Genomic DNA, 14992 nt, shown 5'->3' with positions numbered 1-14992 from the left:
CAACATTAATTGTATCGTGGATTTTCATCTGCCTGATCCATCCGTTGTATTAGTTGCTCCCGCAATTTGTCAATGAATGTTGTTCTTCCCTTCTTGCGGATGCGTATTTCCTGGAATGTCCTGTAATAGTTTCCCAGATCGACACCAAGTGCCATTTCAAAAAACCGCGCGACCTGGCTCATGTCCGCTTTTGTTTTTGTTTTGGTGTTGTAAAATACCCCCAAAGTTTGCAGACCATACATTAATTCAATAAATGAAGCCTTTGATTCAGCCCAGCTGATGCCTGTGTCTTCAATGCCAATCGGCGCAATAACTCGTTGGTGGTTCTTTAACTTCAATAATTCACTGTTCAGGTAGTCGGCAATTTTTTCATTGGCAAGCAATGTAGCCACAGTATGATCATGACAGCTGCAAAAGCTTTCGTTGCAATCGAAATAGCTGAGATTAAAACCTATCATAAGGTCATGTTTTGTTCTTTTAAAATAAACCTCATCCATATGAACTGCACCTGACCTATAATATGAATAGATGTTCTGATGATCATGGTCGTACCTCATTATTTCGGATAAATGCCTGTTGAAATATTTTTTTTGCGATTTAGCTATACCTATAGGCTTTTGTGATTCTAATTCAAATAAGCGCACATGATAAATAAGCTTGCTATAAAACTTTGGTTTTAACTGTTTAAAAAAGTGAATTTCTTCTGCCACATTATTGAATGTATAGGTCGCCATAAGCTCCTTTAGCTTAGATATCGCTTTTTCGCAAGCTTCAAATGAGTTCTTTGATCTTTCAATAATATTGTTAGTTTCGAGTTCAATCTCATCCAACTCTCTTTCCAATTGCTGAAGCAGTTCTGTTACGAATTCCATGACGAGGTGTGTTGTAGGTGTTGCTGAATTATCCACGATTGTCCGGGCATCTTTTCATAAGATTTCCTTTGTCAAAACTATTGTTGAGGGTTGGCTAAAGTGAAATTTTATGAAGCGTTAAACCGCTCAGGCATATAAAAATGCGATTGAGGTATATTAATCTGGGGGTGAAATATTGAATCGGTCTATCGGTTTTTTTCAGAGGGCGTAAAAAAGACTCTAAGTAAGTAATTGCCTTCAATTGATACGTCTATTTTCCTTTCATGTCGTAAAGGTGCAATCATTATGCTACAACTGTTGACACTTTTGCAGGACTTCCTCGAAAATTTATTTTTCTGTTTTCAAGCTAAATACCGGGGATAAATTAAATATTTACAGCCTCTATCTGCAAGAGTTGCATAATGTCCCCTACATCTGTTGGGATAAGGCATTAAAATAACCACTTTGCAAGGACTACCTTTTTTTATCACATGCTGATCGCTGCAAAAGAAATCCGCCTATTTCATGAATCCAGATCTGCATTGTCCATGTTTTTTATCAGATCTTCTCTGGCGCTATCCCAATAAGGTGTACGGTTCTTTTTCCTGATACGCAGGTTCTGAAAGGTGCGATAAAAATTGCCCAGACTGGTATTAAAGGCTATTTCAAGTGAAGTCATAATCTGTTTAATGTCTGCCTTACCATAATTAATGGAGCCTTTAGCGTAAATGCCATATCCCAATTCAATCAAGGCTGACTTAGAGTCCGTCCACCTTATTGTCTGCCTTTCTTTATCAGCTTCTGACATTGGCGCACCAGGATGTTCGAGGTTATAAACGCAGCGATGCAGGTAGTCGCTGAACTGTTCATACGCCTGCAATTTTGCAAATTGGAAACTGTAAACTGTAGAGAAGCGGCTGTCTGTGTCTGAAATACTGATTGGTGAAATCAAGTCGCAGCGACCACCCCGTAAGAAATATTGTTCATCGTGCAAGGAGCTCCCCATCCTGTAATAGGTATACAGTTCGTTGTAGCGTTTAAAATAAAGGTCTGCTCGGTGGGCGCCTAGCCGGTAGTGTGCAATTTGCTCATCCCGGCCAACAGGTGGTTTCCAGGCCTCGACCTGAAAGACCTCCATATGATACAATAGCTCCTTTAAGAACATTGGTTTAATCCTCTTGAAGAAATTGATCTCTTCCTGTTTGTCTGAAAAAACACAGCTGATTATATGCTCCTTTAATTGGGATAGTGCATGCTCTGCAATTTTGTAGGATTGCTCCGCCCTTTGAAGGACATTTTCCGAAGTCATAGCGATCTGTTCGAGGCTTTCCAACATAGTTTCATAAATAGATGATGTTCTCTTGTCCATACATTATTATTTACGCGTTAAAAATGGAGGGCATAATTGACTCGGTATTTGGGCCTGTGGCCAAGGGTATTTCGTTTGCCAGGGCATTCAAACGTTCTATATGGGTTTTTTGACTGATATAATGAACTTGTATTCAGTCTGAAAAAGACGCTAAAATTATATAATGGGCCTGGGATAATTTAGAGGTAAAAGACATGGAAAAGTCCGAGGTGAAGATTACTATTTTGAATTGAAAACTGGGTTTACTTTTACTTCATGGAACAAGAGTTAACGATCCGGGTTGCGTTTGCCGACGACCATAATCTGGTAAGGAAAGGGATTATCTCCATGTTGCGGTCTCTTGGGGGGATCGATATAGTGATCGAGGCGGATAATGGAAATGAATTAATCAGCAAATTAACTGCCGCTGACAGGCTACCTGAAATTTGCATACTGGATATTAGCATGCCCCAGATGGATGGCTTTGCAGTGTTAACGGAAGTAAAGCGCCGGTGGCCGGAAATGAAAGTACTGGTGCTGACCGCCTTTTTTTGGGAAATATATATCATTAGAATGATGCAGGCCGGTGCGAACGGATATCTGCTCAAGGAATGTGACATAGAGGAGGTGAAGACTGCGCTCTTTTCGATTCATAATGACGGCTACTATTATTCCGAGTGTGCCAACAGTACCGTTTTCCATTTGGTCAATACCAAAGCAATCAGGCTGCAGACCTTTACGGAAAACGAAATTGAAGTACTTAAATATTGCTGCACTGACCTTACCTACGGCGAAATAGCACAGCAAATGCATACGACTTTACGCAGTGTTGAAGGCTCCCGTGACCGTATATTCCATAAACTAAACCTAAATAGTCGGATTGCGCTAGTCCTTTTTGCGATACGGTCCGGACTTGTAACCCTCGATACAAATTATTATCCAGGCAAAACAATAATTCCATTCACTAAAACCAAGTAATCTATGAAACGCACGCTATTGGCTTTGCTGGCACTTCCGGTGCTGGCCAGCTGCACCACGTCCAATGCTAATCCGGGACCTGTAATAAAGCAAGGTCTTAAAACTACAGGAGCGACCTATGGCTTTCCAGACGTCATCCCGGTAGATTCCGCAAATAAAATGATCGGAAGCTATTTAAACAGCATTAATTACACTGGAAATGATTCCGATGCCCGTGCCTTCACTTTAAATGCGTCTCTATTACGCCTATACCTTGATAGTCTTAGCGGCAGCAGTACGATTACAGGACTGAAAGTTTTCCTGGCGCACAGGCTAAGTTATGTCAACAGCGGCCATGCAAACAAAAATTGCGGCTACAGTAATAATGGATTAACTTTAATCTTAGCGGGTTATACCTCATCAGGTGAGTATGTCTATTACACCAATAATCTTGTAATAGATAATTCGATGGCTTGCCCAACGAACTGCCCTCCGGGCACAGCCGGCAATCCGTTATTACCCTAAACCGATCACGATGAATTATTATATCTCGGTAATCATGAGCTTGTCCTCGTCGGCCTTGCCTGTGCTGATCGCAGCCCTGCGTTATAGAATGCTGGACCAGGCTTCAAGGATAATATTCTACTTGCTCACACTGGCATTTTTGACAGAATGTGTGGCGGCTGTTGTGGCATATAAATACCGCAATAATCTAGCCGTCTATAACGTGTCAAATCTTGGACAGGTCTTTCTTATTGCCCTTTATTTCAACTATTGCAGTAATACTTTGAAGCGCAGGAACATCGGGTTACTTATCGGATTGTTCAGTATCGTCGTGGGTGTTTTAAATATGTGGTTCCTTCAGTCCATCAAAACCTATAACAGCAATTATTTCCTGTATCAGACGCTGATTGTGCTGGCACTTGGTATGTTTGTTTACACACAATTTCTGCTGAATCAAACCTACCTGAAGATTCAACGGTCACCCCATTTCTGGATTATTCTTGTGCTGTTCTTTTTCTATGTGTTTAATTTTTTCACTATGTCGCTGTATGACTACGAGACCAGGCACCTAAACGGGTACAAGCGATTCATTGACTATTCCATTGCTTATCTAAGTGCGACTACCAACATTGCTTTTACACTTGTGTTCCTGTTTTATCCAAGATTAAATCTCAGGTATGTTGGATAGTTCTTTGATATTGCTCTTTATTGCGGGATCAATTATCCTCATCCTGTTCACCTTTCTTCTGGTATTTTTCACTCTTCATTACAGGACCAGACTTAACCAGCACCACCAGGAGCGCGAAAGGCTCCTAATAGATAAGCTGGAGGAAGGGGAGCGAATGATGAACCAGATCGCCAAGGACGTGCATGATAATATCGGGCAGTTGTCTAATTTTTTAAAGATGACCGTGCGGCAGCTTGTTAAATATACTCATGGCGAAGAAAGCAGACAGTATCTTGAAGACGTTAAAAACATTACCGACCAGATAATAATCCATTCCAATAATATTAGCCATTCACTAAACAGTGACTTTATAAAAAAGCGGGGATTTGCCAATGTGCTTCAGGATGATATTGAGTATTTGAAGCGCTCAGGAAAACTAAACTGTAATTTGCATATAGAAGGTCAGATCATAAATGTACATCCTGAGAAAGACCTGCTGATATACCGGATCGCTCAGGAAGTGCTCAATAATATCGTCAGGCACTCCGGCGCGGCAAACGTTGAAATCGTTATTGAGTATCAGAAGAACGGTTTTAGGATGCAGATAAAAGACGATGGGACTGGCTTTGATATAGGAACCAGTAACGGAAAAGGTATCGGGATGGCTAACATGAGGGACAGGGCAAAATTGCTCAATGGTGACTTTCAAATCATATCTCAACCTGGCGAGGGATGTGCCGTCGAACTTTTCATTTCGGAATTCTAATTTGGCCGCAGCCGCGGTGAACAGTTTTACACATGGGACCAAATAATAGGATGGTACTCTTCGAGTCTGATATTAAGAGACTTGAGGAAGTCAAATCGTTTATTCTCGAAAATCTTGATAAAGAATTAACAGCCGCAGCAATTGCAGCGCAACACCGTATCGGTAAATCAACTCTGCATAGGCATTTCTCTGCCTTTTTTAATCAGTCATTGCATCAGTTTATTCTTAAATCCCGGATGGAAAAAGTAATGGAGCTTATTGTCGAAAGACATTGCAATATCAATCAGGCCGGGACCCTTGTCGGATACAAGGAGGCATCGAGTCTGACGCGGGCATTTATCAAATATTATGGGCATCCACCCAAATATTACATAATTGAGGATCGCTCGCCCGGGAGCCAAATGGACAAAAAATAGAGTCATTTGGACAAGAAATAGAGACGATTTGCTAAACAGCCTGTGCCAGCACAGATGTAATTTTACACTCGGTTTTCAATTACAGGCCTGCATTCTTCCGTCAAGACTGGATTTTCTTTTCACCTGAAAATATCACTCGCTATGATTCGTAAATTCATTATTGAAGCGGTTTCCTTTTTGCTAATAGTATTGTTTACCTACGCAGCTGTCAGTAAGATACTTGATTTCAGCAATTTCAGGGTTCAGCTTGGCAAATCTCCTTTATTAGATCTGTTTGCAAGTACCATTGCAGTAGCAGTACCAACTTTAGAAATCCTTATTTCATTCACTCTGATTTTTAAGAGGACGAGGAAGCTCGGGCTATATGCTTCATTTGCGCTCCTCATGATATTTACATTTTACCTGATAGTCATTTTGAACTACAGCTATTATATACCCTGCAGTTGTGGTGGGATCTTGCAGGGTTTATCCTGGAAGGCTCATATCATTTTTAATTCTTTGTTTATAGGAGCCACAGCCCTGGCTATCCTTATATACCACGAACCGGGCGCGACAAATGAAACAACAATGACCTTTGTTTAACAATATTGGCCAATAACAGGAATAGCCGAACACCTGTAGAAAAAAGTAGGCAAATTAATGCTAACGTAAGTTTTATAGCTTTTTAAGATTATAAAAGCGATTTCATTATGAAAAAGATCAGATTAGCAATGATTGCAGCAGCCTTTATTTTAGCCACCGGCGCAGCCTATGCAACATCAAAAGCCAAGGTCGGCCTGCCGGACTGTTCAACCGGACGTTGTGTTGGTACAACAAACCAATGTTGCGTTGATGCCAACAGCAACATCCTGCCGGGGAACTTTGTGCATAACTAAGCAACACGAAAGTCCGATACCTCCCTACGGACTTTCTAATTTTTCAAATCAACCACTATGAAAAAAGCATTGCTTTTATTGGCGCTTATTGCTATTGGATCGGGCCTTGCGGTTGTTTTGCTGTACGGTTTTAGCAGTAAACCTAATGAGCGAAGAAACGGATTTAACAGGCAACGAGCAATACCGCATTTAAAGCCAAAATATTTATCCTGGCAGGTAAACGGTGCTACAGATATTGCCGGCGCGACCGATGACGAGTTGTTTTTTCAAACCTCAGATCCCACACAAATTATCAGGACATCAGATGATTTCTCCAGTATCAAGATGGTATACCTACCCATGCAGGCAAATACAAGTTTGCAAAGTAATTTCAGAATAGTAATAGATGACGCCCATACTTTTGTTTATGCCTCGAACATGCCTGCTATTTATTGCATTAACCTAAAAACCGGTGCGATAAATTGCCATTGGCTTCTTAGGAAATTCAGCAGAGGTATTGCACTCGATACATCACGATATATTGTCCGCGCTTTGGATACTGGGTTGGGAGACCAGGTAATCGAGTCAGTCAATATCGATAAAAATACAGAGGTACCTTTTAAAAACATCCTGGAATGTAAACACGACGCTGGATTTTCTACTGATGGATTACTGCTTTATGATCAATCGTCTCATTTGCTCATCTATAAATACTTTTATGCAAACCGCTTTGTCACGTTTGATACTTGCTTGTTGCACATATCGCGGCATACGACTATTGATACCAATTTCACTTTACCCGACAATGGTAAAAAGATGTCGAAGGCAGGTTACCGGCCAACCTATACATTAAGCGCAGCACCTATATTTTCGACAATTACTAGTTGCCTGGATGATGGAATTCTTTATTGCAGTTCCGCCCTTCAGGCAGATAACGAACGTACCAGTGATTTCCTTAGTAACTCCGTTATCGATTGCTATAACGCGGTAACAGGAATTTACCGGGGCAGTTTTTATGTGCCCCGGCAAAAAGGCGAACAGGTAGTACATATTTTTGCCCGTAACAGGAGGATTATAGCACTTTATTCCCACTGTGTTGCTGTTTACCAATTGCCATAAGCTACCTGGCATTTTGCTGAATTCCAGTTAAGGAAATTATATCATTTGAAAAAGGATATACATAACGCGGATCATTTGGAGGCAAGGTATAGGTCTGGCCATTCAGTGTTCGGGAAAGAGTGACGGCAAAGCGGTTATCCTGGTTTAAGCGCCGCAGATCGCTCCAGCGTATGCTCCTGAAACAGAGTTCCTTGCGCCGTTCGCCAAGTATTTTTGTCAAGGCATCATCCGGGCCAGTTGCTGTCACCGGCACAAAAGTTCCCGTTTTATATCGCATCTTCAATAACGCATTAAGATCCTGCAAAGCGGAACTGGCGTCTCCCTGGCGGGCATAGCACTCTGCGCGGTTCAGGTACATTTCATCTGTTGCCAACCCGCCAAAGAAATATAGATCGCCGCCATAGCTTCCTTTAAAGGAGTAGGTGCCATCACCATTATTACTAAAAAACATTACCCGCCGCAAGTCATTTTGGTCATAGGAATTTACGAGCGAAGGATCTGCAAGGCCAAAATAAAATGACAGGTATAAGGTCAATACTTCATGGTATAGGACTTCATTGTTAAACATTTGCAGCGGCTGGTAGGCCGTCGAATCTAGTTTATTGTAATCGATGAGATCATTATTTACCTTCAAAGAAGCATCCGCACTTTTCAGGGCATTTGGATAATCAGACATCGACAGGTAAGTCCTCGAAAGCAGCGCTTCGGCACCTGGCTTTGAGGCGCGGGTTAGATACTTAGGATTATCAGGCAACAGGCCAGCTGCCTCGGTAAGATCACTGACAATCTGGTCGTAGGTCTGCTGTACTGTGGCACGGGTAGATTTCGCATTCACGTCAGCGGTCAAACGAAGGACTATGCCCAAATCCGTTTTGGCTGTGGCTGCGTTATACGGCTTTGCAAATTCCTGGGCCATCTGAAAGAGGCTGAATGCACGGACAAATAATGCCTGGCCCTTGATGTTGTTATAGTCTGATTGGTTAGCATTATTAATATTTATTTGCTTTAGCCCATCAAGCACCACGTTCGTATAGAAGATTTTCTGGTAAGCAGAATCCCAATCGTAGGCGGTCTCGCCATTATAAATATCCTTTGCCCAGATATAGCAATTTTGTTCAAATGGGTCTGAAAGAGACTGCCAGCTGGCATAACTTAAATAAAAGTCACCGGCGCCGATTTCGGCCATTGCAGGGCCGTATTCATTGAGTGTTACCACATTGTCCAGCATACCCTGGAAATCCTGCAACGTAGTAGGCACGACGAGAGCCTGGTCAGGTTTGATATTGAGCGCATCTTTTCTGCAGGACGCCGTAAGCAGCAGGCCCAATATAATAATGTTGCCTATTATTGTTTTACAGTAAAACGTTTTCATGTCTTTGAGAATTAAAAGTGAAGGTTAAGGCCTAATGACCATGTTTTCGGATCAGGATAGCCGTTTACAAAATCAGGATCAAGGCCATATTTATTGGCTCGCCATAGAATCCCCAGGTTGTTGGCGTAGGCAAATATTTGCAGGTTATTAAGCCTTGCCGATCCGATGCGCAGCGTTTTTAAATCATAGCTTAGCCGAATGTCCTGCAGCCTGATATTATCTCCTTTTTCCACAAGTACAGACGAGTAGGTGTAGAAATTATCACGGGTGAGGTTGTCAGGGTAAACCAAAGAGGGAACGTTGGTTGATTGTTCATCCCCAGTCTTCTGCCACCTTTTCAGGTAGTCTTTGTTCCCGATGTAAAGTCCAAACAGGTTTTGGTAGTTCACAGAGGGCCGTCTGAAATAAAAGCCAAATTCATAAGCTATATTGATGGACAGTGTAAAAGCTTTATAGGAGAAATCATTCCTGAGGCTACCGCTTAAAGTTGGGTTTGCGGGGCCATTATAAACAAGATCATTGGTATTGGTGGAACTTGTAATACTTGCATAATCTTTGCTGACGGCGCCGTTGAGATAGCCCATCGGGTCGCCGGTCTGTGGGTCGAGTCCCGCCCATTTGTAACTGTACACGCTGAATACAGGATGTCCTGCTATGGGCACAAAGAAAGAACTGATCGTGCCGTCAAGCGTACCGTCACCGGACTGGACAATGGTGCTGACGGGCGTTACACCCGCATTGTACCGGGTGACTTTGTCGGAAGCCTTGCTGAATAGAAACGTAGTGTTCCACTTCAACAGCCCGTTTAGGTTCCTGCTGTTCAGTTTCAGGTCAAAGCCGTGACCCTCCATATCCGCCACATTGCCCTTATAGCTGGAAAAACCACTTGTAGGATCAATGATCGCGTAGCCGACAATATCAGTTCCTTTCCGGTGGAAATACTCAATAGAGCCGGTTATACGCCTGTCAGCCAAACCGAAATCAATACCGATGTTCAGCATACGGTCTTTTTCCCAACGCAGGTCCGGATTGGGAGGATTGGTAACATAGACATCCGGGGCATTAGTGATTTCGCTAACGCTGTAGCGCCCCGTATTAAAAGCAGTCAATGTACGGTCGATATTCCCATTGATACCATAAGTGGCACGCAGCCTCAGTTCCGGCAACCATTGTACCTGGTAGAAAGCTTCTTTATTAATGGCCCAACTCAGACCGGCTGACCATAAGGGTACGCCTTTCTGGTTGGTATTTACGCCAAAAAGATTACTCTGATCAAATCGGGCACTGCCAGAAACTGTGTATTTATCATTATAGGTGTACGATGCATTTACAAAGTAGGAACGCAGCTCATTCACCATTTCATCGAAACTATCCTTGTAAGGAATAGCCGCTGCTGGCGCAAGATTTTGATAAGCAGGGAAGACCGTTCCATAGGCAACCGGGCTGCTGCTGGCAGCTTCGCTGTTATAACCATATAGCCGGTACTGGCTCAGGTCCGTAATTTGTTGCTGGTATTCGAGACCCGCAATGGCGGACACAAAGTTCTTACTGCCAAATTCTTTATTGAAATTAAGCTGGCCACGAAATATACTGGCCGCATAATCATTAACCCCCTTGTCATATATGTCCCCGTATGGGATAGGTCGTGTTACCGTTCCGGCATTTACCTGGCTGTAAAGATTGACCAGGTTGCGCACATAATATCCGTCCTGGGATTGTATATTATCGTTCTCGGTAAATTGCTTATCGTATTGATAACGGACGTCGGCGGTCAACCAGTTCGTGAATTTATAGCTGATTGAAGGGTTGATCCTTATATCATTTACATGGGTAACATTATTTGCCAGATTTAATTCATCAAGTGGCCGGTAAGACCAGTCCAGCAGATTTGTCTGCGCCGAAACGTAGCTGTAAGGATGATCTTTGGAAACCGCCAATGAATTTCCATTGGGACCTGCAAAAGCCGCATAGGGATAGATCGCACTTCCGTTGGAAGTTATACCTGCATAACCGGGATTGTTATTGTCCAGCTTGTTTGTTGCATAATGTATGCCGATGGAAAGGTTAAGGTTTCTTACAGGCTCGTAGCTGGTATTTTCATTGAGGGTGACCCTGCTATAGTCATTTCGCACAAGGTTGCTTATGTCGTTATCATAGCCTGCGGAAAATAAATAAGTAGCCTTAGTGCTGCCACCGCTTAAAGTAAGCGACTCCTGCTGATCGAAGCGCCTGCGGTAAAAATATTTATTAAAGTCATTGCGCACATCCTGGCCGCGAAAAGCATTAATCCGGGCATTAGCATCGGATTGACTAATAGTCCCGGCCCGCTCAGCCGCTAAAATGTCCACTACAGGTGTAAGCACATTGCGCCTGCTTTTACTGTTTAAAGTTGCGTTATAATAGCCTTTATTAAAGAGGTAGGTTTCGAGGTCAATAAAATCAGAAGCATCTAAAAAATTAGGGCTGTAAAATAAATTGGGTTTTTCGCCTATGGTCATGCTGCTATTGAGGCTGACCTGCAATGGCTGATTTATCTTCCCCTTTTTTGTGGTAACTACGATGACCCCGTTGGCGGCCCTTGCTCCCCAAATTGAAGCAGCGGCCGCGTCTTTTAGAATGCTGATGTCCGCAATGTCATTTGGGTTAATATTGTCCAGGTCCCCCTCGTATGGAAAGTTATCCACTACGATCAGCGGCTTTGTATTGGCAAAGATGGTACTGCGTCCGCGGATACTAATGGGCGATGCATTCGGGTCAAGGCCGGACAGGTTATGATTGAATACGAGGCCACTGGTCACACCCTCAAGGCGATCTATAAAATTGGTGCTGACCCTTCGATTGAGTAAAGCACTATCCACCTTTACAAAGGAACCTGTTGCCCGCTCCGCAGAAATGGTCTGGTAACCGGTTGATACGATCACTTCGCTTAGTTTCTGCTCTCCCTGCTTTAGTTCGATGATAAAGTCTACTGAATTAGAAACAGGCTGTTCCGTTGCAACAAAGCCTATAAATGTAATGACAAGTAAAGCATTGGACTTAACATGACTCAATGAAAACGCGCCATTCGCATCAGTAACCGTAGTGAGCTGCGTCCCTTTAACCCTGACGCCGGCTCCCGGTAATGGACTGCCTTTGTCGTCAACGACATGCCCCTGTATTGAGATGATGGAATCCGCCGTCGGCACTAATGCACCCGTCCGGTTTTTTTTCGGGGTTACTATGATGGATTGCTCCTGTACAACGTAATCAAAAGGTTGATTGTAAAAGCATTTGCTCAGCACCGTTTCCAAACTTGCCTTTTCGACAATGACCGTCACGAGCTTCGCCCTGGCTATTATCTTTTTGCTGTATAAAACCCGGTAGCTGCTCTGCTGCTCGATATCTTCAAATACTTTTTCAATAGAAGTATTTCGAAGTGCCATGGTAAATGTTGGAGCCTGCGCCACAGCCCTGCTGCTGCAAAAAACACTGCAGCATAAAAGCCAAATGAAGAACAAACTGCCTTTGCAGGTTTGCCGAAAACGCTTCCTGTGATGTAAGGGTAAAAAATAGTGCATAGTGTTAGTTGGTTAAATTAGGGTTATCGTTAATGATTGGTTGGTTTGTATGGATGGACCGTTATCGTATTGCCCGTGATGGTAAACTCAGCAATACCGGTAAGGGCAATTTTATCCAGCAACTTACTGACGGCGACCTTATTGGAGATTTCGCCTGTAAAAGTGTTATCTGGTATATAGTCTGTCGCATATACTATACGCGCGTTGTACCAGCGGCCAATAATCTTCATCATTTCAGTAACCGGCTCATTATGAAAAGCGAATAAACCATTTTTCCATGCGGTGAATGCTTTCAGGTCAGCCTTCGATACATCGATACCGGAACCGGGCATATCGGCCTTTTGTCCCGGAATTAAGATGGAATTATTCTTTCCGTTAGTTACTTTGACGCTTCCTTTTACCAGCGCCACAGCAGGGAATTCATTATCATTATAGTTATTGACATCGAACTCTGTTCCTATATCTTCAACCTGCCTGCCCGCAATTTCAACAACGAAACGGCGTTTGGGATTATGAGCCACCGCGAAATATGCTTCGCCATTTAGTACCACTTTTCTTTCGGTACCGTCAAAATAGGTAGGATATTTCAGCGAGGAGCCTGCATTGAGCCAAACCTGTGTACCATCCTCCAGTATCATTTCAAATGTTTTCCCGGCTGGGGTGATCATGGTGTTATAAGTAGCGGCCGCGGAATGGTCTTTTACCTTATAGGACAGAACACCGTTGTGGGTTTGGATGCCGAGGTCTCCGGCGGATATAACTTTGTTTTGTTCTTTGGTCAATGCTACAGTTGTCCCGCCAGACAGTATCAATTGTGCCTGGTTAGTAGCGGGAGCTATATCGTTTTTATAAGGGTGATCGGCAGTCAGTGTCCTTTTTTCATGTTGCTGCCTTATGTGAAATATGGCGAAACCTACTCCTGAGATCAGCAGCAGTATTGCAGCATACCTGGCAAGCTGCCATATCCTTCTCCTGTATGAGGCCAATGGTACGATATGCGGAGTTAAACGTCCGGATACCCTTGAAAATGCCGCGTCCGTATCATAACGCCGCATTTGCTTTAACTGCTTTTCTCTTGCCTGCTCTCCGGTCAATTCCGAAAACAGTACCCGGTTTTCCTCAGAAGCATTTATCCAGCTTTTCAATTCCTCTGCTTCGAGATCATTGATACTGCCCTTAAAATCCTTGCTGATCAACATCGCGATCCGCAAGGCTTCCTCTGTGTTATCTGCCATTGGTGCTCGGGTTATCTGTTAATAGGAGATAGTCCTGGGGCCGCTGCTCTTCGACAAGTTCAAGCCCATATTTTGCAAAGCCTTTTTTTAATACTTCAATATCGCGCAGGTCGCCCTCGATGTCCAGGTCGATGGGGTGGTCAAGATGGGTTTCATTAATGAAGATGTCCATTTGGTTGTAGTGTTCCAATGCGTCCATGACCCTGGAGACAGGACTGTTTTTCATTTTAATCCAGTAATTGCTCATTTCAAACTGGGGGCCGCCTTCCGACCTTTTCGCATTTCGGTTAATCAGCACATAGCATTTTGTTGGCTTGGAAATGACCGTTCCATAAAAACCAAAATACCGCTCCAAATCCTGCCTCATGATCTCATAAATAAGAGTTGCTTTGCTTTCTGGAACTATGAGCTCATAACAGAATAAACCAGTGGTATCCTTCCAGTCCGGATTGATTTTATATACTGTGGTATCTTTTATCTGATAGATCGTTCGTGAAGACGGGAATCCATAAGGGCGTTCAGGACTGCTGTATGCAATTCTGTAAAGTAGGTCGACGGGGCAATTACAGGCCATCACGCGTCTGCCTTTATAGCGGCTTTTTGACATTGGGGTGGAGTAGCGGGTAACCTGGCCGGAGTAATACCCGGTAATGATCGAATGGTATTGCAGGATATTTACATTGCCGTTATTGCCGCTGAGCAGCGGGAGGTTATAGTCATAGGGTTGCTCTGCTACATTGGGCTTGGTTTCAATATTTATCTTGTCATTTTTTATGAATGAACTGATATTTTCGGTTGTTAACGCTTCGTGGTCTGTAACAGCGCAAATAACACCTTCCTTATTTATCCAGACATAATTGGGCACGGATTGTACGCCGAACGACTTAAACAGGTCTGTATTCTTTAGCTCACAGGGAAGATCAATTGGGCTGATTTTTTGCATACGCGAGAAAAAAGCCTCAGCCCTTTCCTCAGTTTCCTGGTTAACTAAAATGATCTGAAGTGAGTTGCCAAATTGCTTTTGTATTCGTACCATCTTTGGCAGCATGGCCACACATGGCTGGCACCAGGTAGCCCAAAAGTCTAGTATTACCGGCTTCCCTTTAAAATCCGAAAAGCTGGTCTCCGTACGCTTATAATTGATAAGGTGTTTGAAATTGATCGCCATCGCCTGTTTGCCGATGGTATAATACCCTGTATCGTTTTTTGCCCTTGATCGGGCCTGAGAAAAAAGGCCGATGCCCAATAATACAGCCAGTAAAAAATATTTTTTTGTTGCGTTCATACTTACCAATACGACACGCCATTTATTTAGTACCAAATGAACATTAAAAAATAAAGGCAGC

The 14992-nt window shown here is 43.1% G+C and carries 14 protein-coding genes; 8 read left to right on the top strand and 6 right to left on the bottom strand.

Annotated elements, in window-relative coordinates:
- Positions 1-5: 5 nt before the first annotated feature.
- Positions 6-872 (bottom strand): RteC domain-containing protein, encoded by an 867-nt coding sequence (locus tag FRZ54_RS04865; protein ID WP_147030520.1) that lies wholly within the window; start codon positions 870-872, stop codon positions 6-8.
- 502 nt (positions 873-1374) lie between these two features.
- The gene (locus FRZ54_RS04860) at positions 1375-2220 is read right to left on the bottom strand and encodes an RteC domain-containing protein (RefSeq protein ID WP_147030519.1); all 846 of its coding nucleotides are present in this window, start codon (positions 2218-2220) and stop codon (positions 1375-1377) included.
- A gap of 255 nt (positions 2221-2475) precedes the next feature.
- On the opposite strand from FRZ54_RS04860, the gene FRZ54_RS04855 reads away from it, so the two are divergent.
- From FRZ54_RS04855 to FRZ54_RS04820, 8 genes are all read left to right on the top strand, one after another.
- Positions 2476-3177: a response regulator transcription factor gene (locus FRZ54_RS04855; protein ID WP_147030518.1), complete on the top strand. Its 702-nt coding sequence runs from the start codon at positions 2476-2478 to the stop codon at positions 3175-3177.
- Between the two features lie 3 nt (positions 3178-3180).
- Positions 3181-3681 carry a hypothetical protein gene (locus FRZ54_RS04850; protein ID WP_147030517.1) on the top strand — a complete coding sequence of 167 codons (501 nt, stop codon included), beginning with the start codon at positions 3181-3183 and terminating at the stop codon, positions 3679-3681.
- 10 nt (positions 3682-3691) lie between these two features.
- On the top strand, positions 3692-4348 hold the full coding sequence (locus FRZ54_RS04845; protein WP_147030516.1) for a hypothetical protein: 657 nt from the start codon (positions 3692-3694) through the stop codon (positions 4346-4348).
- On the top strand, positions 4338-5093 hold the full coding sequence (locus tag FRZ54_RS04840; RefSeq protein WP_147030515.1) for a sensor histidine kinase: 756 nt from the start codon (positions 4338-4340) through the stop codon (positions 5091-5093). Before FRZ54_RS04845 ends, FRZ54_RS04840 begins: the two co-directional genes overlap by 11 nt.
- A 50-nt stretch (positions 5094-5143) precedes the next feature.
- The gene (locus FRZ54_RS04835; protein WP_187359746.1) at positions 5144-5509 is read left to right on the top strand and encodes a helix-turn-helix transcriptional regulator; all 366 of its coding nucleotides are present in this window, start codon (positions 5144-5146) and stop codon (positions 5507-5509) included.
- Between the two features lie 141 nt (positions 5510-5650).
- Positions 5651-6091 carry a MauE/DoxX family redox-associated membrane protein gene (locus FRZ54_RS24940; RefSeq protein ID WP_147030513.1) on the top strand — a complete coding sequence of 147 codons (441 nt, stop codon included), beginning with the start codon at positions 5651-5653 and terminating at the stop codon, positions 6089-6091.
- 107 nt (positions 6092-6198) lie between these two features.
- Positions 6199-6384, top strand: coding sequence for a hypothetical protein (locus tag FRZ54_RS04825; RefSeq protein WP_147030512.1), 186 nt, complete (start codon positions 6199-6201; stop codon positions 6382-6384).
- Positions 6385-6441: 57 nt separating this feature from the next.
- Positions 6442-7482 (top strand): hypothetical protein, encoded by a 1041-nt coding sequence (locus tag FRZ54_RS04820; RefSeq protein WP_147030511.1) that lies wholly within the window; start codon positions 6442-6444, stop codon positions 7480-7482.
- A 1-nt stretch (position 7483) separates the two neighbouring features.
- Here FRZ54_RS04820 and FRZ54_RS04815 read toward each other — a convergent pair whose 3' ends face one another.
- The 4 genes from FRZ54_RS04815 to FRZ54_RS04800 form a co-directional block, all read right to left on the bottom strand.
- Positions 7484-8854, bottom strand: coding sequence for a RagB/SusD family nutrient uptake outer membrane protein (locus FRZ54_RS04815; RefSeq protein WP_147030510.1), 1371 nt, complete (start codon positions 8852-8854; stop codon positions 7484-7486).
- 11 nt (positions 8855-8865) lie between these two features.
- The gene (locus tag FRZ54_RS04810) at positions 8866-12276 is read right to left on the bottom strand and encodes a SusC/RagA family TonB-linked outer membrane protein (RefSeq protein ID WP_187359745.1); all 3411 of its coding nucleotides are present in this window, start codon (positions 12274-12276) and stop codon (positions 8866-8868) included.
- 164 nt (positions 12277-12440) lie between these two features.
- A complete protein-coding gene (locus tag FRZ54_RS04805; protein ID WP_147030508.1) occupies positions 12441-13646 on the bottom strand; it encodes a FecR family protein in 1206 nt (401 codons plus the stop codon).
- Entirely contained in the window at positions 13636-14931 is a 1296-nt protein-coding gene (locus tag FRZ54_RS04800) for a TlpA family protein disulfide reductase (RefSeq protein ID WP_147030507.1), read from the bottom strand. Before FRZ54_RS04800 ends, FRZ54_RS04805 begins: the two co-directional genes overlap by 11 nt.
- Positions 14932-14992 lie beyond the last annotated feature (61 nt).

This window comes from Mucilaginibacter ginsenosidivorans (assembly GCF_007971025.1).
Lineage (GTDB): Bacteria > Bacteroidota > Bacteroidia > Sphingobacteriales > Sphingobacteriaceae > Mucilaginibacter > Mucilaginibacter ginsenosidivorans.
Note: the sequence above shows the minus strand (reverse complement) of the source record. Positions and strands in the feature narration are given on the sequence as shown.

Coding starts and splice junctions, on each gene's coding strand:
- FRZ54_RS04810 (WP_187359745.1), bottom strand. CDS start 12,276: ATGGCACTTCGAAATACTTCTATTGAAAAAGTATTTGAAGATATCGAG.
- FRZ54_RS04805 (WP_147030508.1), bottom strand. CDS start 13,646: ATGGCAGATAACACAGAGGAAGCCTTGCGGATCGCGATGTTGATCAGC.
- FRZ54_RS24940 (WP_147030513.1), top strand. CDS start 5,651: ATGATTCGTAAATTCATTATTGAAGCGGTTTCCTTTTTGCTAATAGTA.
- FRZ54_RS04855 (WP_147030518.1), top strand. CDS start 2,476: ATGGAACAAGAGTTAACGATCCGGGTTGCGTTTGCCGACGACCATAAT.
- FRZ54_RS04865 (WP_147030520.1), bottom strand. CDS start 872: ATGGAATTCGTAACAGAACTGCTTCAGCAATTGGAAAGAGAGTTGGAT.
- FRZ54_RS04835 (WP_187359746.1), top strand. CDS start 5,144: ATGGTACTCTTCGAGTCTGATATTAAGAGACTTGAGGAAGTCAAATCG.
- FRZ54_RS04860 (WP_147030519.1), bottom strand. CDS start 2,220: ATGGACAAGAGAACATCATCTATTTATGAAACTATGTTGGAAAGCCTC.
- FRZ54_RS04845 (WP_147030516.1), top strand. CDS start 3,692: ATGAATTATTATATCTCGGTAATCATGAGCTTGTCCTCGTCGGCCTTG.
- FRZ54_RS04820 (WP_147030511.1), top strand. CDS start 6,442: ATGAAAAAAGCATTGCTTTTATTGGCGCTTATTGCTATTGGATCGGGC.
- FRZ54_RS04815 (WP_147030510.1), bottom strand. CDS start 8,854: ATGAAAACGTTTTACTGTAAAACAATAATAGGCAACATTATTATATTG.
- FRZ54_RS04850 (WP_147030517.1), top strand. CDS start 3,181: ATGAAACGCACGCTATTGGCTTTGCTGGCACTTCCGGTGCTGGCCAGC.
- FRZ54_RS04825 (WP_147030512.1), top strand. CDS start 6,199: ATGAAAAAGATCAGATTAGCAATGATTGCAGCAGCCTTTATTTTAGCC.
- FRZ54_RS04800 (WP_147030507.1), bottom strand. CDS start 14,931: ATGAACGCAACAAAAAAATATTTTTTACTGGCTGTATTATTGGGCATC.
- FRZ54_RS04840 (WP_147030515.1), top strand. CDS start 4,338: ATGTTGGATAGTTCTTTGATATTGCTCTTTATTGCGGGATCAATTATC.